The following is an 18,026-nucleotide window of genomic DNA, read 5'->3' as shown; positions in this document are numbered from 1 at the left end:
TAGCAAAAAAGAAAGTGGCTTATCTTAGCTGAGCCACTAATTCACTCAAACGGGCAATTTTAATATTACTCAGCTGCCTATAATCAAAATAGGGGCACACAATAATATTCTGGCTTTTATCTATAGCGAACTCATTATCAAGCCAATCAAGTTGGGCGTTTAATTTTCCTTGTTGTATCAAGTTTTTAGCGTGAGTTCTGCCCGCAATAACGTGCAACTGGTTTTTATGCTCAGTGAGCACAGGCGCACTAAAGAGTAATGCAGTCCCGCTATGCTGCTGTAACAACAGCTCATCTCGATATGCTTGCCAGCTCACTGCTTGTTTAGCAAATGAGTAATACTCGCTTGGCAGCGCAAATAACACTTTAGCGTACACATTAAAGACTTTTCGCCAGCCATTGCCACAGTGCTGATTTATACTGTTTATTTGCCCACTAACCACAGGCTCTAGCTGCTCTAGTGTTTCAAAGTAGGGCATAGGGGGCGCTTTTGCGACATACACAGCAACTCTAAATGAGTCATCACCTAACCCTATTAACTGGCTGCTCACCTTAACTACTCTTATTTTGCGCTAAAATACGGTCAAGGTTGTTAGCAAAGTTTTGTCTGTCACTTTGGCTTAACGGAGGCGGCCCACCACTCATTTCTACGCCGCTTGAGCGCATAGTATCCATAAAGTCGCGTACATTTAGTAAGGAGCGAATGTTTTCAGTGGTGTAAAGCTCACCGCGCGGATTAAGCGCTTGGCCGCCGTTATCAATCACTTCGCTAGCTAGCGGAATATCTCCAGTGATCACTAAATCACCCTTTTCAACTCGTTTAACTATTTCATCATCAGCCACATCAAAGCCTGATGACACTTGCAGTCGGCTAATAAATTTTGATGGTGGAATGCGCATGGCATGATTTGCAACCAGTATTGTTTCTGTATGCGTACGCTCTGCAGCTCTAAATAAAATTTCTTTTATTACCACCGGACAAGCGTCAGCATCAACCCAAATTTTCATGCTAAGTTCTTTAAATTGCTTTAGTATTAGAGCGATCCTATAGCAATTTCTAAAGAAAAGGAAACAACATGAAACTCGCTTTTAAAACCGCATTATTTATTACTGCTATGTTTTTACTCAGTGCCTGTACCAGCGCACCGGAAGGAATAACCCCTGTTAAAAACTTTGATTTAGAAAAGTACCAAGGCAAGTGGTATGAGATAGCACGATTAGACCATTCTTTTGAACAAGGGATGGAACAAGTAACAGCCACCTACTCTATTAACGATGATGGAACGGTAAAGGTATTAAACAAAGGATTTATTAGCAAAGATCAGCAGTGGGACGAAGCCGAAGGCTTAGCTAAATTTGTAGAAAACACCGATACAGGGCATTTTAAAGTGTCATTTTTTGGGCCGTTTTATGGTGCCTATATTATTTTTGAGCTCGACCAACCTGATTATCAATATGCCTTTATTACCAGTTATAGCAAAGATTACTTATGGTTTTTATCACGCACACCAACAGTAAGCAAAGAGCTTAAGCAGCACTTTTTAAGCCAAGTAAAGGCGCTTGGGTTTGCAACTGACGAAATTATTTGGGTAAATCAAAAACCGCTGTAAAGGGGGTTTACATGAGAGTATAATAAATAACCTTAGCTGTAATAAAACGATCACCTTACTGTAAGGTAAGTTAAATAAAGCAAGGCTATATTAGCCGCATCTGCAAAGAGACAGGCAGGTGAAGACATAATGACAATCCCCCTTTTTTAATTGGCAAGCCTGATGGCTTGCCATTTTTTTCCGCAATTTAGCCTATTTTTTGGGATCAGGTTTTTACTAACTAAAGCCCATTTAAACCAAAAAATAACGTACTCATGGCCAATATTACTAATATGAGTAAGTTAAAAAGTTTAGTTAACCTCACCAAAAAGCTATAAAAAATCATTACAATTAAAGCACTTAACGTCATATAGCCACAAAATTGCAAACCACCATAACCTTGTAATTCGTTAACACATAACAGCAAACTTAGTAAAATACTGATCCAAGCAACACTCAATAAAACCAAACGCTGCTGTTGAGTAGGGCGCTTATTAAAAACATCCTTAAAATGATTAAACTTAGCCAGCGCAAAGCAGTTAAAAGCCAGCAAACATAAACTAAAAGGAAGCAAGGCAATCATACTTTTTGCTCCTGAGTATTTATTGGAGTTGGTTTTTTAGCTTGCAGAGCAGTACGTAATTTTTCGGTTTGTAACAAAAACAGCAAACCAAACGCAAGAAAAAGACTGTCAAACATAAATAATGCCCACTGTTCGTTACGCAAATAACTGATTATATTACCTTCAGTGGTGAGCGCATTAACCACTGGCACACTAAAGCAAGCAATGCTGTTTATGGCAGCCATCACACACCACTGCAACTTGTCACGCTTTACAAAGGCAATGATGAACACACATAGCCAAGTTAAAAAGAAAGCGAGTATTTCTTTATCCGCGCGCTCAGCAACCTGTTTGCCAAGTAAACGATTAGCCAAAAAGAAAGCCGATGTAGCCAAGGGTAATCCCATCAATGTTCCTAGATTTAACCCTTCAACGAGCTTTAGCCCCCAAGATGGTTGAGTATTTTTTTTCATTCTTTCGCGTAAGCGCTTAGCCCACATTATGCAGCCTGTCGCTATCATTATGCAGCCGGCAATGCCGCCTAAGAAATATAAAACACGTAATAATGGTTCTGCTAAACGCCCAGTATGCATTGAGTTTAATGATTCATATAGCGCCTTACTGCCAGTGAGTTCATCATCAGTTTGAGCAACAAGTTCACCACTCGCTCCGCTAAAAATTAAACGGGGTGATTGATCCCTTAATGTTTTTCCAGGGCTCACCAAAACCATAATCGTTGCAGCGGCTTTATTCGGGTTATTAATAATTACCCGAGTTATATCAGCCTCTGGCCACTTAGTATAAACCTGATCTAAAACAGTATTGATAGGCACTAAAGGTGCAGTACCTTGCAATGATTCTGTTACAGGACTACTTGGCGAAACATCATTGAAAAAACCACGTATTCCATTTTCATAAACGGTTTGCGCGGGGTAGGGAAATATCATAAATATCAGAGTAATAATGCCGGTATAGGTAATCATTAAATGAAACGGTAAGGCAAATACAGAACTTAAATTATGTACATCTAACCAGCTACGACTGCCTTTATTAGCTCTAAAAACAAACATATCTTTAAAAATTCGTTTATGAATTACTATCCCTGATATCAATGCAATAAGCATAAACAAGCTTGCAAAACAGACAATCCAACGCGCTGTTTTTACATCAATATAATGTAAATCAAAATGCAGGCGATAAAAGAAATTTCCCCCTCGGGTATCTACAAAGGGTGCTAAAGGCTGCATGGAATTTGGATCTATACGGGTGTTTTCAAAAGACGCTCTGCGCTGCCCTGGCTCTTTTGGCTTAGCATAACCATACGTTAAATAGGGTACACGTTCTTCTGGGAGTGTTATACGCCAATTAGGCGCATTAGGTGCTTGCGAATTTAAATACTCAACGCCGCTTATTATTTGTTGCTTTTGCGCGCCAATACGGTCTGTCTGCTGCTCAATATTATGAATACTTGGCTGATTCCATAAACTAACTTCATCTCTAAAAAAGCTGATGGTGCCTGCAAAAAATATTAAATACAGTAACCAACACACGAGTAAACCTACCCATGTATGTAACCAGGTCATTGAGCGAAAAAAACTCCCTTTCATAACCATCCCTTCATTAACGACAATATAAAAAATTGCACTGCAACACTTAGTAAAATACTGATCCAAACTGTTTTTAACGACTGAAGATAAAAACTATAAATAAACACCAGTGCATAAATTAAAATACTCGCAGACACACTTAAAAGAACCGCGTCAACTTTAGAGACCGGCACCACAACACTTAACAGCGACACACTGACGGCAGTAAAAAAATACCCGCCCACAATGGCGACAAAAAAACGCGATAAAACCGCTAATTTATAGTTAAAGCGCTGCATAAATTGCCATAACATAGAAAAAGCGGGTTTGGGAAAGTCTAAAAGACGGTTAGAGGCCTGCATATACTGCAAATTCCTTTTAAACATAGCTAAAAAAGATGGCGATATTATAACGCCAACAAACACAAAAGATAGTAATTCTTATTTGTATTTGAATGCAGTGATAAGCATTAAATTGAGTTAGTTAAATACTGATCTACATTAAGATTAACAACCAGCAATAAAACAACACGTATAAGGAAAGGCCTTCCTAGATGCGTTGTTGTTACCGACGAAATATATATAGCCGCAGTAAACATCCGTCAGTATATGAAATTAAAATTTAGCTAAAAGCACTTTCTTTAATGAGCTTTTACACAGCCCAAACAAAATTTTTGATACAAGTAGTTAATAATTAAAGACCTTTTAAACATTAAGTATCCTTCAAGTAATCTAGGATCAGTATTTTACTAACAAGGTATAAAATATCGCCTATATAAACCGATTTTTTACTAACTGATTACCTGAGAGAGCTAAAAATGAAGCAAAACGCTGAAAAAACGTGCGTAAAAAATTAAGTTTTATACTTTTAAAGCGGTAAGTTAGTAAAAATCTGATCTTAAACATATGAGTTTAAATTGTAATGACTTTATTCATGGACACGGCGATAAGATACAATGAGTAATTTATGCTCAATTAATGAGCATTTCGCATACTTGTTGCTGCAGATTTTTTTAGCGTTTAAGTATAGAGCTTAAGGCAAAAAGCGTTAGTACTGCCTTACATAATAGTTCTAGAAAATAAATAATGATTGATAAACATCATTATAGGCTCAGCATCAGTTTAACCACTCTGGCCAAACCTAAAACTAAGTCCCACAAGCGTTAAAATAAAATTAGTATCTGTGTTATTTTTCTCGTTGCATTTTCCTGATTAAAATTAATGATTTTGTATCATAAACACCCTAAAAACAGCAACAGCGTTAACAAAAAATTCCTTTTTGATAACAACTGTGTTTAAATCCGAAACAATGGATTGAGGTTCTCCTCTAAACTAACTTGCATGGAAGTAAAAAAATAATAATTTTTAAAAATGGAAAAACTATGAATAAAAAAATCTTTGCAGCTTCCGCTTTACTAGCAATCTCATCAACTTCTTTACTTGCATCTAACCAAACATTTCAAGCAAGTGTAAATGGTTGGACTGAGCCTACTTTTGCAGAGGATAGCGCACTTCACTTTGGTAAAATTCGTTTATCTACAAGCTCAACCTGTACGATGGATAATGCAGGCGTTGTATCGGGTGACTGTGATGCGTCAGATGCAAACATTCAATTAGGTGGAATTACTGTATCTGGTTTAGCGCCAAATTCAGCAATGAATATTACTGTATCTGGAAGCACAGGCACTAACTTAACTTTTGCTCCAGTAACAACGGCTACAGATGGCACAACCAGTGTAACAACTGCTGACAATGTTGCGTCTGCTTTCACTACTGATGCAAGTGCAACAGATATTACTGTTAGTGTATATGGTGATATGACGGTTGATTCTACACTGACAGCGGGCGCTGCTTACACTGTAGATTATACTGTAGATGTGTCTTTCCAATAAGACTATGAAAGCTGAGGCTAACTTACTAAGTTAGCCTCAGTTTATTTTTTTTTGCGTAATTGCGCATTAAAAATAAAAATGTGTGGAGCATCGCGCTCCACTTTTTATTATCATGTTGTTGAGTTGTCCCATGATTCTTAAACTTTTTTGTTGGGCTACCCTTTGCCTAACTCTTTTACTACCTGAAATTTGTAATGCCAACCTTGCGTTGTCTGAATACCGTTTATACTTTGATGGGCGTACTAAAAATAATTCACTACTTATCCGCAATACCTCTAATAAAAATCTCGATTTTAAACTTGTTGTTACCCATAAAGATATGACCGAAGAAGGAGCGCTTATAGATGTTACTCCACAACAAGTTGAAGGGCGCTCTGCCAAAAACATGCTACGGTTTTCACCACGTCGCGGCACTATTGCACCCAAAGGGATGCAAGCTATCAGAATGACCGTTCGCAAAAAAGCCGAGCTTGCTGTTGGCGAATACAGAGCGGTGCTTAAAATTATAGCCTCTGAATCACAAAACCCTGACGCTGATGGAATAAGCATTAGGCCTAAGGTTGCTTACAGCGTGCCTGTTATCGTTCGTCATGGCCAATTAGAGGCTGACTCAGAATTAATAAACCCGCAATTAATTACTCAAAATGGGCGCCCGACTCTAACATTTTGGCAAACACTCTCAGGGAATCGCTCTGTGTATGGAAACTTTGAATTAGTTGATGAGAATAATGTAATGGTTGGTGAAATAGCCAATGTGGCCGTTTATACCCCTCTATCTCGTCGCAAGGTATACATCACTTTACAAGCTCCTGTGACAGGACCTTTGACACTCAATTACAAAGAAAACGAGCTTTACGGCGGTAAAATCGAGTTAGCGATCCCTATTAATATCAAATAGAAAGTGCTAAACATAAGGGCATTAGGCTGTGGTTTAGCGGCTCGCTTATTACTTTGTACATTACTGTTAATTGCACCCAAAGCAATCATCGCAAAGCAGTTACCGACTCTTTATCAATGGCCTATTGATGAGGAGGCTTTTGTGATTATAAATGTCAGGGTAAATGGGCGTTCAGTTGTCTCAGATTTAGAAGCCTACTATTCAAAATCAAATAAGTTGCTATTGCCCATAAGCGCCCTGAAATCGACTATGGGAATTAGCTTAAATGTGTCACAAAATACACTGGCTGCTAAAGTTGACGCAAGTGAGCTGGTTCTCAATGCTGAGCTTTCCTCAACTTTAGCGCCCTCAGAAAATGTTTCATTGTGGGCTGTCGATGACTACGACCACTATGTTGATTTATCCGTCATAAATACACTTTTAAATACCGACTCGCGCTTTGATTACTCACTGATGCAGGTTTCATTTTCTAGTAACTTGCTTACTTATAATAACAACCAATTAACGAGTGGTATTACAAAACAAATTAAGTCCAAAGCACTGCAATACGACCACTTTATAGACGACCAATACCAAACGCTAACCTATCCGGTATCTGAATATTCATTATCAGCAAGCTATAAATCGTCTAATAATCGTTATAAGGGGCTGCTCAGGCTTAATAGCTACTTTGACTTATTTCATCATCGAGCTGAACTACGATTCAACAAAAACGAAAACACCGCTAATACCTTTTTAAAAGTAACTAAAGACTTTAATTTAAGTGAACAAGAGCACTCACTGGCACGCATTCACTATCAATTGGGAGATATTCAATCTCAATCAGATCAGCTTATTACTAGCTCAAACCAAGGCCGGGGATTTTATATTTCAAATGCTAACCCGCATTCGGCACAAAACTTTTCAACCATCACCATTGAAGAACCGGCACTACCGGGCTGGCAAGCAGAGCTGCACCGAAATGGCCAGTTTATTGCCACTACTCAAGCTAACGACGAAAATTTGGTTCGATTTACCGATGTTGAAACTTTTTACGGCAACAATATCTTTGAAATTAAACTTTTTGGCTCACAGGGCGAGCAAGTTACACGCACTCAAAAGTATACAATAGGGCAAGACGCACTATCGCCCGGAAAAATAAGCTATCAGGTGGAGTTTTTAGAAACAGATAAAAGCGTTTTTAATCAATCAAGTAACTCCTCAACGGCGATGAGTAATGCCTTTAAAAGTAATCTCTCTTATGGCATTAGTGAGTTTATTACATATGACGCTCAAATTACTCATTTGCAAACTGAACAAAATAACAGCAGCTACCTATCATCTGGGCTAAACACACTTACAGATCACGGCAGTTACCGTTTTTTAGCCACAAAACAACTCGATGCTGGCTATGCTTATTTTGCCGGTTTTAGAGGCCTACTTTCTGATACACTTTTTAACGACATCAGTGTTAATGTTGAATACAGTGCCCTTAATGACTTTTCTAGCGCTTTGTTCTTAGAGCAAGAGAACTCACTCAAAAATAGGCTGTTATTGAGCCTCAATGGCCGCACTGATTTTTTTAACTCTCTTAACTGGAATATGAGATGGAGCAATGAAGTACGTGAAAATACCAACACTAAAAACCGACTCTCATTAGGTATCAATAAAAGTTATGTCGGAGGAACATGGTCAAGCCAACTATTTTATGATGACGATACAAATAACCTAATAAACCGGCTTTATTCTTCAATTGATATTGCCTCTTGGAAATGGACCAACACCTTAGATTGGCAGGCTAATAATGGCGCAGAACTCACTCGTTTGAGAAGTAGTTTGCGCTGGCCACAAACACAAAGCACTTTTAATCAAACCCAGCTAACTTACCAGTCTAACTCTGCGGCAAGTACGCTTTTAAATCATCAATATACTTACCGCCATGAGATATTTAATATACAAGTATCAGGGCAAGTCGATAATCAAGGTGATTGGCGCTTTTCTTTAGGTTTAAATGGCACATTTAGTTTTGATCATTTAGAAGCAGACTTTAACTTTGACACTCCTCGCTCATTAAATTCCGGGCAAATAGAAGTTAATTCGTTCATAGATTGGAATGAAAATGAAATCTTTGACCAAGGCGATGAGCCAATTCAAGACGTTAATTTTACTGGTAACTACCTCTGGCGAAATAAATACACCAATAATGACGGAAAGGTCTTGCTGCCAAGCAGTTACGGTGGCCAAGTTTTAGATGTTAATTTACGCTCGTTGTCTAATCCTTACTTGCAGCCCTCTTTAGGGAAAATTAAAACATTGGCTCATAGAGGTGGGCAAACCAAAGTAAACATTCCTTTAGTTGTCTACAACGAGGTTGAGGGGACTATCTATCTATCGAGCAATGAAAAGAGTAAACCTATCGCAGGACTGACGGTTGTACTTAAAGAAAAGGGCGGCGAAAAACATTATTCAACGGTCACTGAATATGATGGTTATTATTATTTTTCTAATGTTTCTCAAGGAAGTTATATTCTTGAAATAGAAAAAAATGAGCAGCTATCAGAAAACATAACCATAAAAAACCTTCCCGAGCAGATCATCACTGAAAAAAGCGGCGATACCATAATACTGCAAGACATCATTGTATACACAAATAACGCTAATACCTTAAATAAGCAACCAACAACAGCAGCTAAAGCAAACCAAAACACGCCTTATTTTGTGCAATTAGGCGTATTCAAAAAGTTTCAATCGGCACTTATTGTGGCGAATAAAATTGATAAAGCAGCCTATGCTTTGCAGTTATATAAACATGAAAACCGTGATAGCTATTACCTCGTTGCAGGCCAATATAATAATGCAGCTAAAGCACAGCAAACCATTAATGATGTTTATTCAATACCGGCGCTTCATGGCAGCTTTATGGTTGATGCAAGGCGATATGCCTCACCACAGTGGCGAAAAATAGGGGAGTGGGGCGATATGCAAACCCAAAAAACTGAGACTTACTTTTGCCAGTATGGTGCATACACCTCTGAAAAATCAGTTAATAAAAAACTGCTAAGGGAAAATCCATCACTGTTCGTAGCAAAGCAAGCAATAAAAGGTGAAGCCCATTATTTGATGCTGTCAGGGCCGCATAATGCAAAGCAAACAGCGTGTGATAAGCAAGTGGTTAAACAAATAAAAGGGCTCACCACCGCGATAAAGAAACCTTGGCACAGCATTTTTGCTATAAATCAGTAGTAAAGTACTGCACCTGTGTTTTGCCATCACTGTTTAAATGCGACTCACATTTTATTTCACAACGCGCTCCCGCGGATTCGGCAACCCAAATCGATTGCGCGCTCTTTTTAATATAACACGCAGAATACAGCGCATCTTCTTTTTGCGCAGCAACAACAAAACAGCGTTGAAAATTACCCAAAGGTAACACTTTAATTGGATAAACTTGTTCTTGTGCAATTACACCAGCACTAAACGTTTGAGATGATTTAGCATAAACAGCATACGAAATAGCGAATATACATACTAAAAGCATTAAAATAGATATTTGTTTCATATAATTAAAGCGAATTAAAAAACAATGTAGTAAGTGTAGGATAAATTAATTTTTATGTATTTATTTAATAATTATTAGATTGAGAAATAGCAATGGTCGTCTATCTAATTAGTTGATTCACCACAAGTCAATGTACTGATGTTATAATACATTTTTTGCAAAAATAGCGGGGCACTATGTTAACTATTTCAAACAGCGTAACCATTGATGAATGGGAAGTAGAGCTAAGCGCTATTCGCTCGCAAGGCGCTGGCGGGCAAAATGTTAATAAGGTAGCCAGTGCTATACACTTACGCTTTGATATAAACCGCTCTAAATTGCCCGAGTTTTATAAAGAACGATTACTTGCTTTAAAAGATTCAAGAATAACCAAAGAAGGGGTATTGATAATTAAAGCGCAGAGCCATCGCACTCAAGAGCTCAACAGGGAAGATGCGCTTAAACGGCTAAAAGATCTAATTTTAAGCGCCACAAAGGTTAATAAGGCACGCCGTGCTACCAAACCTAGCCGTAACTCACAGCGTAAACGTATGGATAAAAAAACCAAACACGGCCAAACCAAAGCTCTCCGCGGTAATATTAAGCTGTAACTCAAATAACCTGACTCTGGTTAAGTACATAAAAAAGGCTGCGAATGCAGCCTTTAATTTAATCATAAGTATGATGGCGGGTGACGCTAAATCGGTTTAGGATTCGATGCACTACATACACTGCGCTTAAGCTTACTGTTACTGCAACAGCCACCGAGCTAAATCGATACATGGCGCTGTATATTAAATCTTGCCCAGGGCCTAACGACTGACCAAATAAAATCCCAAAAGTGGTCAATACCCCAAACCCAACCCCCGGTGGACCACCACCTAAAATATGAAAACGACTGAATATAAAAGACAAAATCCATAATATAGCCACCGGAAAAAGCAAAACGTCGGTATGGTTATACAAAAACAACTGCGCAACTAAAGCAGCATTGCAGCCTATCAGTGTACCAATAATACGTTGCCAACTTGCGGTGCCCGCAGCCTTAAAACACAACGAAAATAAAATTAAAATAGATGCCGCTTGCGCCGAAATTGAATCTTGCAAATCAAGCACCTGAAAAACCACAAACGACAAAGTCGCAACCGTGGCACATAACAACACCTCATGACGAATACTTTCTTTATCCTTGTGCGGTACAGCGCGCATGGGTCGCGCTGTCACATCAGGAAACAAGCCATGCATTAAGAGCGCAATAATAATAGTAATAAAAATAGCCACACCATTACTTAAAATAAGCGGGTAAATGCTACTAGCTTGATCAACATGACTGGCAAAATGTAACTGAATCGATAAACTCACCGCACCTAACGCACCAAATAAAAACGCACCACCAGAGCTCATTAAGTAAAATAACACGCAAAAACTAGCAAAAATAATGAGCGTCATTAACACCGGCAAGTGTGAAAATAAGCCCTGTAAAATAAGCACTATAAACGCACTGTAGGCAGCACTGGCAACAAATTGACGGATCACGCCTTTGTTAATACTTGGCACTAAACCGAGTAATAACATAGGGTAAACCGTAAAAAATATTCCATTTGGCCAATTCATTAACTTGCACAAAGTAAAACCAATAGCGCAGCCGCCAGCAATCCGTAGCGCTTGACGTAAACCATTTGAATCGAGTTGTGGCGCTTGGCTAACATGTTGTGTCATTACTCGCCCCACTAATAAATGTAATGTAACCAACTAATAAAGCGGATCTGTACTGATCCCAACCATTGACCTATAGCCGACTGTGGAAGTAACTGCACAGTGGCACGCGCACCACTGGGCATATTATTTATAAGTTGATTGTTATTTGGCAGCACTAAATGAATACGCTGACGCTGCGCATCCCGAACCCATCGATTGCTGGTTTCGGTGGTGCTAAGTAATCCATTTGCACTAAGTTGTCCGTCACTTACACCCGCTTCAAATATTTCAATTTTTGCGTCGAATACTTCACCAGGTCGGCTATCAAATACCACTTTTGCTAAACTGCCTGGCTGCATGTTTAATAGTGACTTTTCACGAAAATCGGCTACCAAATCTGCTTTTTTTGCTACAACCGCGAGTAATGGCTTACCCGCAACCGCATAGGAGCCTTCAAGTAACTGTAAATTAGCTACAACGCCATCACTTAAAGCACGCACTTGCGTATAAGATAAATTAAGCTCAGCTTGTGCTAACTGGTTTGCTGCATGGCGCAGTGCTAAGTTATCTTGCCCTGAATCGCCACGCGCTAGAACAGCTTCTGCCAACTGTGCTTCAAAGGCAGCTAAATTAGATTGGCTTGCTGCAAAATTTGCACGAATGCTTTCAAGCTCTTGCTCCGAAATAGAGTTTTGTTTGTAGAGTGTTTCGCCACGCTTTTTTAATAGCTGCTGCTCATGCAATTTAGCGTTAGCTGCACTTATTTGTGCCTCCAGCGCTTTTACGTTGGTATCAAGTCGTTTATTTTGCAGTTTGGCATCATCAAGCGCGAGCTGCGCTTGCTCAAGTGCTAGTTGGTAAGTATTTTTGTCTATTTCAAATAATACATCACCCGCTTTAACCGTTTGGTTATTACTAACCAATACATCGGTAACACGGCCGTTTATTTGCGGCGATATTTGCACAACCGGATGGTAAACCCGTGCTTGTGGCGTAACCGGTAGCCATACATCGGCAACAATATAATAGAAAAATACAACAATAAAACCAACGAGCGATACTTTAACGTAGCGAGCAAATTTTTGATCGGGTGTCATACTTATTTATCTCCAGATAAGCTTGCAATACAACGCCGCGCGTTTTCTTCCATTTGCACTAAACTATGCGCCATACCATCAAGCTGCTCCGTGCTTAAACCGGCATATAAACGCTGTTTAATATCGCTTGTGAGCTCTTTTAAGTGTTCTAATAACTTTATACCCTCATCGGTAAAGTACAATTTTTTACTGCGTTTATCGTGCTCATCAACTTGCCGAATAACCAGATTTTGCAGCTCTAATTGCTTAATGGTGCGCGTTAATGAGGGCATTTCAATACCTAAACTGGTCGCCAACGCTTGCTGTGTTGCTCCTAAAGGTAAATGATGTAAGTGGATCATTGCCGTCCAGCGCGACTGAGTTAAACCTAAGGGTTCAACCGCCAGTGTCACCGCTTCTCGACATAAGCGGTGCACTCGACCCATATTGCCGCACAAAGTTAAATCGAGTGTTTCATGAAAAGGAATACTGCTACTCATAGGAACTCTTACTTGTGAATATCAGCAAATTTTAGCATTAGTTAGCAGGCTAAGTAAATAACTGGCATTTTAACTTCACGTAAATAAGTATTATTCAGATAAATAGTGTACGGCAAGCTTATCTAAGAAAGTATAAAGCTTATTGTTCATTTCGTTATAGTCGTGACTTAAGAGCTTTTCGGGCTGTTCAACAAAGCGGTAATTATGGGCATTAGTTAAATCATCGTTGGCAATGAGGAGGGTAACCACCTCGGTGGTCAATTCCATGTGGCACTGAAAACCAAATACTAAATCGCTATAAGCGACTATTTGCCTTGGACAACCTTCGCTATAGGCAATAATACTGGCCGTAGCAGTCAGCCCAGGCATATCGTTATGCCAATGCCCCACATTAAGCTCACTGCCAAAATGGCTAAATAACGGGTGATTCAAGCCTGCATCGGTGAGGGTAATAGCAAACTTACCAATTTCCTTTTCTGGACTAGGTTGATAAGTCGCGCCCAAAGCTTCACCAATTAATTGCGACCCCAAACAAACGCCCAACACCACTTTGTTTGCCGTGATCGCACTGGCAATAAAGGCTTGTTCTTTTTTGCTATCAAAATAAGGGCATTCTGCAAGCGATGTAGCGGGCGATTGTGGCCCACCCATTACGATTAAAAAATCGATATCATCGGTATGCTGAGGTAAGGGTTCAGCTAAATAAATACGGGTATAAGACAACGTATGGCCATTCATTTTAGCCCAAGCTTCATAAGCGCCTGGCGCTTCAAAATGTTCATGAATAATAAAGTGAATGTGCATTGCCGTTTCCTTAAAATATTATCTTTTTAATAATACCCTAGGGTCACCGGATATAAGTGACCATGTGATATCAGCCGCTAAAAGTTAAGTAAATTAGCTGGAGAGTATTGATCAGTCAGCACCTTAGTATCACTTGGCCAGTCCTTTCCATCTTTAGTGAAAAACATACGTTGGCTAATTGCCTCTATATCCACATCATAAGGGGCAAGTAACGGAGCTAGTTGCTTAACCCGCTGTGCTATTTGTTGCTCTGTAGGGGTTTTGTTATAACCGGCTAAAATAATACGGTTACTATTATTATTGGCTGTTACATTAATAAAATCGCCAAATACCGCATGATAAGTTGCCGACTCATGTTCATAAAGTTTACTTGATGAAAACGTGTTAGCAGCAACAATTCCGCCTTCAGCTAATACGCTTTTTATTTCTTCAAAAAACTCTTTTGTGAGTAGGTGCTCAGGAATGTAATCGCCATTAAACGCATCTAAAATAATCCAATCAAATTGCTGGCTTTTAAGCGCCGCACGTTTAATAAAAATACGCCCATCTTGTACTTTAGTAGTTACGTTATCGGTTTCTATAAAGTTAAAATAATCGCGCGCCACTTTAATTACCGAAGGATCTATTTCAACATTTTCAATGTGTGCCTTTGGGTATAGCTCATGAATCATATTAGAAAGCGTGCCGCCACCTAAACCAATAATGAGTACATTTTTAGGGTTATCAATCAGTAATAAACTAGAAAAAGCCAACTTAGTATAATTAAATACCAGTTTTTTAGGGTCGCTAATGTACATGCAACTTTGGCTGCTTTGTCGGGTTTTTTCATCAAACTTTAAACAGCGTAAATCGCCAGTTTCTTCAACGAGTAAATTTCGATATAAAGAGCGCTCTTTATGCACAACATTACTCATACTATGAGCTGAAAATAGCAGCGCCATTATACTAATAAACAATAATTTAAGCTTGTGCATAAACGGCCTCTCGCACTTTAAGTTTATCAAAGCTAATAGCAATTAGCCCAAGCGTGCCTAACACACCAGCAAAACCTAAAATAATGGTGTTAACATCAAACGCCAGTACCATATAAAAAGAGGTAATAATGGTGCCCAGCGCACTGCCTAAGGTACTTACAAAATAAAGGCCGCCAGCCACTTGGCCGCTGCGCTCACTATTGGTAACCAGCAAACGTACAGAGTAGGGCGAGATCATGCCTAAAATAATGGTGGGTATAAAAAATAACGCGGTGGAGGCGAGTAACGAGCCATAGCGGCTGTCTTCAATATGCGAAAAAATAAATGCCATAATTGGCTCAGCAAACAAAGCAATGGGCACCACCATAATACTGGCAACTAAAAAGATTAACCCATATTTGGTCAACGAAGGATGACGAATAGACAGCTTCCCTCCCAGTAAATACCCGAATGATAAGCTAAGCATAAATACCGTAATAATACTGCCCCAGATATGTACGCTACTGCCAAAGTAAGGCGCTAAAATGCGCCCACCTAACAGCTCTATTCCCATAATACTAAAGCCACTGCTAAAGGCTAAAAAGTAAATTAATGCATTTGTTTTTGTTAACATTATATTATTCTTATTGTGTTATTTTCATCCATCTTAACGTGATAGCTGTATAGCCGCTAGTATAAAAATTAGACGCACACATAGAGCGCAAAAAAACATTTTGTTATAAAGTAACACATGTTATAGTTTTGGTTATAATATAACGTTACCAAAAAGCATTTTATGAAGTACTCATTAATTTACTTAGCCTGCTTAAGTGCAAGCGCACAAAGCATTGCCCAAAGCCAACCAATAGAGAAAATTGCGGTTACATATAAACAAGCTTACCGAGGCGATATTCCTCAAAAGCAAATGCCACAATCAATCGAAACTCTCGATAGCGCGGTACTTGCTCAAAAAGGAATAACTCAATTACAAGATGCGCTGGATTTTTCTGCCAGTATTTCACGTAAAAATAACAGCGGCGCATTATGGGATAGCTTTTCGATTCGTGGATTATCGGGTAACGAAAACATGCCATCGGGTTACTTAATTAATGGTTTTAGCGGTGGACGCGGATTCAGCGGCCCTCGTGATGTATCAAACATTGAGTACATTGAAGTATTAAAAGGCCCAGGCTCTGCACTATACGGGCGCTCAGAGCCCGGCGGTACAGTAAATATCGTAACCAAAAAACCTCAATTTGAGCAACAGGGTGAGCTAAAACTTAGCTTAGGTAGTGATAATTTTAATCGCGTTGAAGGTGACTATACAAACGGCATTAACAATAACACAGCATTTAGAATAAATGGCGCATGGCAAGATAGCGACAGCTACCGCGATGAGGTGTACACCCATAAAAAGGTGATTACGCCATCTATTTATCATCAAATAAACGCTTCAACCAGTATCACTTATGAATTTGAATACGTTGATTTAGCCCAGCTATTTGACCGTGGTGTTGTTGTACTTAATGATAATTTTAATACTGTTCCTAGCTCACGCTATTTAGGCAATCCAAACGATGGTGACACGCAAGTATATTCTCGTGGTCACCAAGTAACTTTAAATCACGATATAAACAATGAATGGTCACTCGTTGTAGGCGCAAACTACCGCAGCTCTACACTAACTGGGTTTTCGTCTGATGCTGAACTTGCACCCTCGCGCCAATCATTATTCGATGATGGCCGCACACTTACCCGCCAACAGCGCTACCGCGATTATGAAGTTGATGATACCAGCCTTAAATTTGAGCTAAGTGGGCATTTTGATACCGCAGGCATTACCCATCACTTATTAATAGGAGCCGACGCATACAAATACGACTTACGAACTGGACTTTATCGTTATCGCGGCGGTAATGGCACTTACACAGTTGATATTTATCAGCCGAATTATAACGTTGCTCGTCCTGAAGTAGGTTTACTCTACGAAAACAACGAACAACAAGATGCTTATGGTATATACGTTCAAGGTCAAATGGATCTGACTGATAAAATTAAGCTATTAGTTGGCCTTAGATTCGATAGCGTAGATCAAGACATTTTAGAAACCAAAAGTGGTGTGCTTTCAAGCAGTTCACAAAGCCAGGTAAGTCCACGAGTAGGCTTAGTATATGAACTAAACAACGCTGTAACCTTATACAGCAGCTACTCCGAAGGCTTTTTACCATTAAGTGGTACAGATGCAAATGGCGACCCATTTGGCTTTGAATACAGTGACTCATTTGAAGTAGGCGCTAAATTTAGCTACCAAGGCATAACGGGAACCCTAGCATTATTTGATGCCACTAAAAGTAATATGTTAGTAGCCGACCCTGTAAACGTTGGTTTTTCAGCGCCTATTGGTAAAGCAAATAGTAAAGGTGTTGAACTCGATTTAAGTACTTATATTACTGATGATACAAAGTTTAATTTATCTTACGCTTATATAGATGCCAGTACGGCAAACGACATAATAAATGCTGATTGGGGCGTGCCAATCAAAAAAGGCAGCCCATTAGTCAATGTGCCTAAAAATAACTTAAATCTAACGCTTAGCCATCAAACGGCCGTTCTTGGCAAAGAGCTAGAACTAGATGCCAGTTATCAGTACACCAGTGAGCGATTAGGCGATGCCGCCAATTTAACATTTAACTTACCGAGCTATCAACTAGTTGGTATTTTTGGGCAGGTAAACTTAACCGAGCGCACCAAGTTAAATATCAGTGTTAACAATATTCTTGATGAAGAATATGCTCAAAGTAGCTACAACGCATTATGGGTTTACCCCGGTGCGCCTACTCAATTTAAGATGTCATTGGCATATCAATTCTAACAATTTCATAGTCCCGATTAGCTATTTTAACCCGACTTTTGTTATTTAGCTTTTCATCCAAAGCGTCTTAATGTAGTGGTT

The 18,026-nt window shown here is 39.2% G+C and carries 18 protein-coding genes; 6 read left to right on the top strand and 12 right to left on the bottom strand.

All coding sequences use genetic code 11. From position 1 onward, the window contains the following. Nucleotides 1-19 precede the first annotated feature (19 nt). Together QL989_RS10585 and QL989_RS10580 are read right to left on the bottom strand one after the other, a co-directional pair. Nucleotides 20-550, bottom strand: a complete 531-nt coding sequence (locus QL989_RS10585; protein WP_290170379.1) for a hypothetical protein — start codon at nt 548-550, stop codon at nt 20-22. Between the two features lies 1 nt (nt 551). Further along, entirely contained in the window at nt 552-1,007 is a 456-nt protein-coding gene (locus tag QL989_RS10580; protein WP_138606442.1) for a YaiI/YqxD family protein, read from the bottom strand. Nucleotides 1,008-1,075: 68 nt separating this feature from the next. Here QL989_RS10580 and QL989_RS10575 point away from each other — a divergent pair, with 68 nt between their 5' ends. Further along, nucleotides 1,076-1,609, top strand: a complete 534-nt coding sequence (locus QL989_RS10575) for a lipocalin family protein (RefSeq protein ID WP_138606440.1) — start codon at nt 1,076-1,078, stop codon at nt 1,607-1,609. A 220-nt stretch (nt 1,610-1,829) separates the two neighbouring features. On the opposite strand, the gene QL989_RS10570 is transcribed toward QL989_RS10575, so the two are convergent. From QL989_RS10570 to QL989_RS10560, 3 genes are read right to left on the bottom strand one after another with little or no spacing between them, the layout of a single operon-like run. After that, nucleotides 1,830-2,171: a DUF3325 domain-containing protein gene (locus tag QL989_RS10570; protein WP_198522926.1), complete on the bottom strand. Its 342-nt coding sequence runs from the start codon at nt 2,169-2,171 to the stop codon at nt 1,830-1,832. Further along, a complete protein-coding gene (locus tag QL989_RS10565; protein WP_290170374.1) occupies nt 2,168-3,757 on the bottom strand; it encodes a PepSY-associated TM helix domain-containing protein in 1,590 nt (529 codons plus the stop codon). The genes QL989_RS10570 and QL989_RS10565 overlap by 4 nt, the downstream gene beginning before the upstream one ends. Further along, nucleotides 3,754-4,098, bottom strand: coding sequence for a hypothetical protein (locus tag QL989_RS10560; protein WP_290170372.1), 345 nt, complete (start codon nt 4,096-4,098; stop codon nt 3,754-3,756). Before QL989_RS10560 ends, QL989_RS10565 begins: the two co-directional genes overlap by 4 nt. 1,019 nt (nt 4,099-5,117) lie before the next feature. Here QL989_RS10560 and QL989_RS10555 point away from each other — a divergent pair. The 3 genes from QL989_RS10555 (at nt 5,118) to QL989_RS10545 (ending at nt 9,747) form a co-directional block, all read left to right on the top strand. After that, a complete protein-coding gene (locus QL989_RS10555) occupies nt 5,118-5,627 on the top strand; it encodes a hypothetical protein (RefSeq protein ID WP_138606437.1) in 510 nt (169 codons plus the stop codon). A gap of 130 nt (nt 5,628-5,757) precedes the next feature. Next, a complete protein-coding gene (locus tag QL989_RS10550; protein WP_290170369.1) occupies nt 5,758-6,525 on the top strand; it encodes a hypothetical protein in 768 nt (255 codons plus the stop codon). Nucleotides 6,526-6,528: 3 nt separating this feature from the next. Beyond that, nucleotides 6,529-9,747: an SdrD B-like domain-containing protein gene (locus QL989_RS10545; protein ID WP_290170367.1), complete on the top strand. Its 3,219-nt coding sequence runs from the start codon at nt 6,529-6,531 to the stop codon at nt 9,745-9,747. Here the strand turns inward: QL989_RS10545 and QL989_RS10540 are convergent. Next, a complete protein-coding gene (locus QL989_RS10540) occupies nt 9,734-10,063 on the bottom strand; it encodes a hypothetical protein (protein ID WP_290170364.1) in 330 nt (109 codons plus the stop codon). The two genes, QL989_RS10545 and QL989_RS10540, sit on opposite strands and share 14 nt — an antisense overlap. A gap of 176 nt (nt 10,064-10,239) precedes the next feature. Here QL989_RS10540 and arfB point away from each other — a divergent pair, with 176 nt between their 5' ends. Then, the gene (gene arfB / locus QL989_RS10535; protein WP_010388730.1) at nt 10,240-10,653 is read left to right on the top strand and encodes an alternative ribosome rescue aminoacyl-tRNA hydrolase ArfB; all 414 of its coding nucleotides are present in this window, start codon (nt 10,240-10,242) and stop codon (nt 10,651-10,653) included. A 58-nt stretch (nt 10,654-10,711) separates the two neighbouring features. On the opposite strand, the gene QL989_RS10530 is transcribed toward arfB, so the two are convergent. The 6 genes from QL989_RS10530 to QL989_RS10505 form a co-directional block, all read right to left on the bottom strand. Continuing rightward, a complete protein-coding gene (locus QL989_RS10530; RefSeq protein WP_290170361.1) occupies nt 10,712-11,761 on the bottom strand; it encodes a DUF2955 domain-containing protein in 1,050 nt (349 codons plus the stop codon). Nucleotides 11,762-11,772: 11 nt separating this feature from the next. Then, a complete protein-coding gene (locus tag QL989_RS10525) occupies nt 11,773-12,837 on the bottom strand; it encodes an HlyD family secretion protein (RefSeq protein WP_109875029.1) in 1,065 nt (354 codons plus the stop codon). Nucleotides 12,838-12,839: 2 nt separating this feature from the next. Then, a complete protein-coding gene (locus QL989_RS10520) occupies nt 12,840-13,316 on the bottom strand; it encodes a MarR family transcriptional regulator (protein WP_010388735.1) in 477 nt (158 codons plus the stop codon). A 90-nt stretch (nt 13,317-13,406) separates the two neighbouring features. Next, nucleotides 13,407-14,120: a type 1 glutamine amidotransferase gene (locus tag QL989_RS10515; protein WP_290170356.1), complete on the bottom strand. Its 714-nt coding sequence runs from the start codon at nt 14,118-14,120 to the stop codon at nt 13,407-13,409. A gap of 77 nt (nt 14,121-14,197) precedes the next feature. After that, nucleotides 14,198-15,094, bottom strand: coding sequence for a fused MFS/spermidine synthase (locus tag QL989_RS10510; protein WP_036955522.1), 897 nt, complete (start codon nt 15,092-15,094; stop codon nt 14,198-14,200). Beyond that, a complete protein-coding gene (locus QL989_RS10505; RefSeq protein WP_010388742.1) occupies nt 15,081-15,707 on the bottom strand; it encodes a fused MFS/spermidine synthase in 627 nt (208 codons plus the stop codon). The genes QL989_RS10510 and QL989_RS10505 overlap by 14 nt, the downstream gene beginning before the upstream one ends. A 162-nt stretch (nt 15,708-15,869) precedes the next feature. Here QL989_RS10505 and QL989_RS10500 point away from each other — a divergent pair, with 162 nt between their 5' ends. After that, a complete protein-coding gene (locus QL989_RS10500) occupies nt 15,870-17,945 on the top strand; it encodes a TonB-dependent siderophore receptor (RefSeq protein WP_290170352.1) in 2,076 nt (691 codons plus the stop codon). Nucleotides 17,946-18,026: the final 81 nt, after the last annotated feature.

The sequence above is a fragment of the Pseudoalteromonas sp. APC 3224 genome (genome assembly GCF_030407535.1).
GTDB lineage: Bacteria > Pseudomonadota > Gammaproteobacteria > Enterobacterales > Alteromonadaceae > Pseudoalteromonas.
The sequence above is the reverse complement of the archived record's forward strand: the minus strand, read 5'-3'. Positions and strand labels throughout refer to the sequence as shown.

What these genes read in the sequence shown, in the direction of transcription:
- QL989_RS10560 (WP_290170372.1), bottom strand. Translation starts at nt 4,098, where the DNA reads ATGCAGGCCTCTAACCGTCTTTTAGACTTTCCCAAACCCGCTTTTTCT.
- QL989_RS10525 (WP_109875029.1), bottom strand. Translation starts at nt 12,837, where the DNA reads ATGACACCCGATCAAAAATTTGCTCGCTACGTTAAAGTATCGCTCGTT.
- QL989_RS10515 (WP_290170356.1), bottom strand. Translation starts at nt 14,120, where the DNA reads ATGCACATTCACTTTATTATTCATGAACATTTTGAAGCGCCAGGCGCT.
- QL989_RS10555 (WP_138606437.1), top strand. Translation starts at nt 5,118, where the DNA reads ATGAATAAAAAAATCTTTGCAGCTTCCGCTTTACTAGCAATCTCATCA.
- QL989_RS10570 (WP_198522926.1), bottom strand. Translation starts at nt 2,171, where the DNA reads ATGATTGCCTTGCTTCCTTTTAGTTTATGTTTGCTGGCTTTTAACTGC.
- QL989_RS10520 (WP_010388735.1), bottom strand. Translation starts at nt 13,316, where the DNA reads ATGAGTAGCAGTATTCCTTTTCATGAAACACTCGATTTAACTTTGTGC.
- QL989_RS10500 (WP_290170352.1), top strand. Translation starts at nt 15,870, where the DNA reads ATGAAGTACTCATTAATTTACTTAGCCTGCTTAAGTGCAAGCGCACAA.
- arfB (WP_010388730.1), top strand. Translation starts at nt 10,240, where the DNA reads ATGTTAACTATTTCAAACAGCGTAACCATTGATGAATGGGAAGTAGAG.
- QL989_RS10550 (WP_290170369.1), top strand. Translation starts at nt 5,758, where the DNA reads ATGATTCTTAAACTTTTTTGTTGGGCTACCCTTTGCCTAACTCTTTTA.
- QL989_RS10565 (WP_290170374.1), bottom strand. Translation starts at nt 3,757, where the DNA reads ATGAAAGGGAGTTTTTTTCGCTCAATGACCTGGTTACATACATGGGTA.
- QL989_RS10575 (WP_138606440.1), top strand. Translation starts at nt 1,076, where the DNA reads ATGAAACTCGCTTTTAAAACCGCATTATTTATTACTGCTATGTTTTTA.
- QL989_RS10540 (WP_290170364.1), bottom strand. Translation starts at nt 10,063, where the DNA reads ATGAAACAAATATCTATTTTAATGCTTTTAGTATGTATATTCGCTATT.
- QL989_RS10505 (WP_010388742.1), bottom strand. Translation starts at nt 15,707, where the DNA reads ATGTTAACAAAAACAAATGCATTAATTTACTTTTTAGCCTTTAGCAGT.
- QL989_RS10510 (WP_036955522.1), bottom strand. Translation starts at nt 15,094, where the DNA reads ATGCACAAGCTTAAATTATTGTTTATTAGTATAATGGCGCTGCTATTT.
- QL989_RS10580 (WP_138606442.1), bottom strand. Translation starts at nt 1,007, where the DNA reads ATGAAAATTTGGGTTGATGCTGACGCTTGTCCGGTGGTAATAAAAGAA.
- QL989_RS10530 (WP_290170361.1), bottom strand. Translation starts at nt 11,761, where the DNA reads ATGACACAACATGTTAGCCAAGCGCCACAACTCGATTCAAATGGTTTA.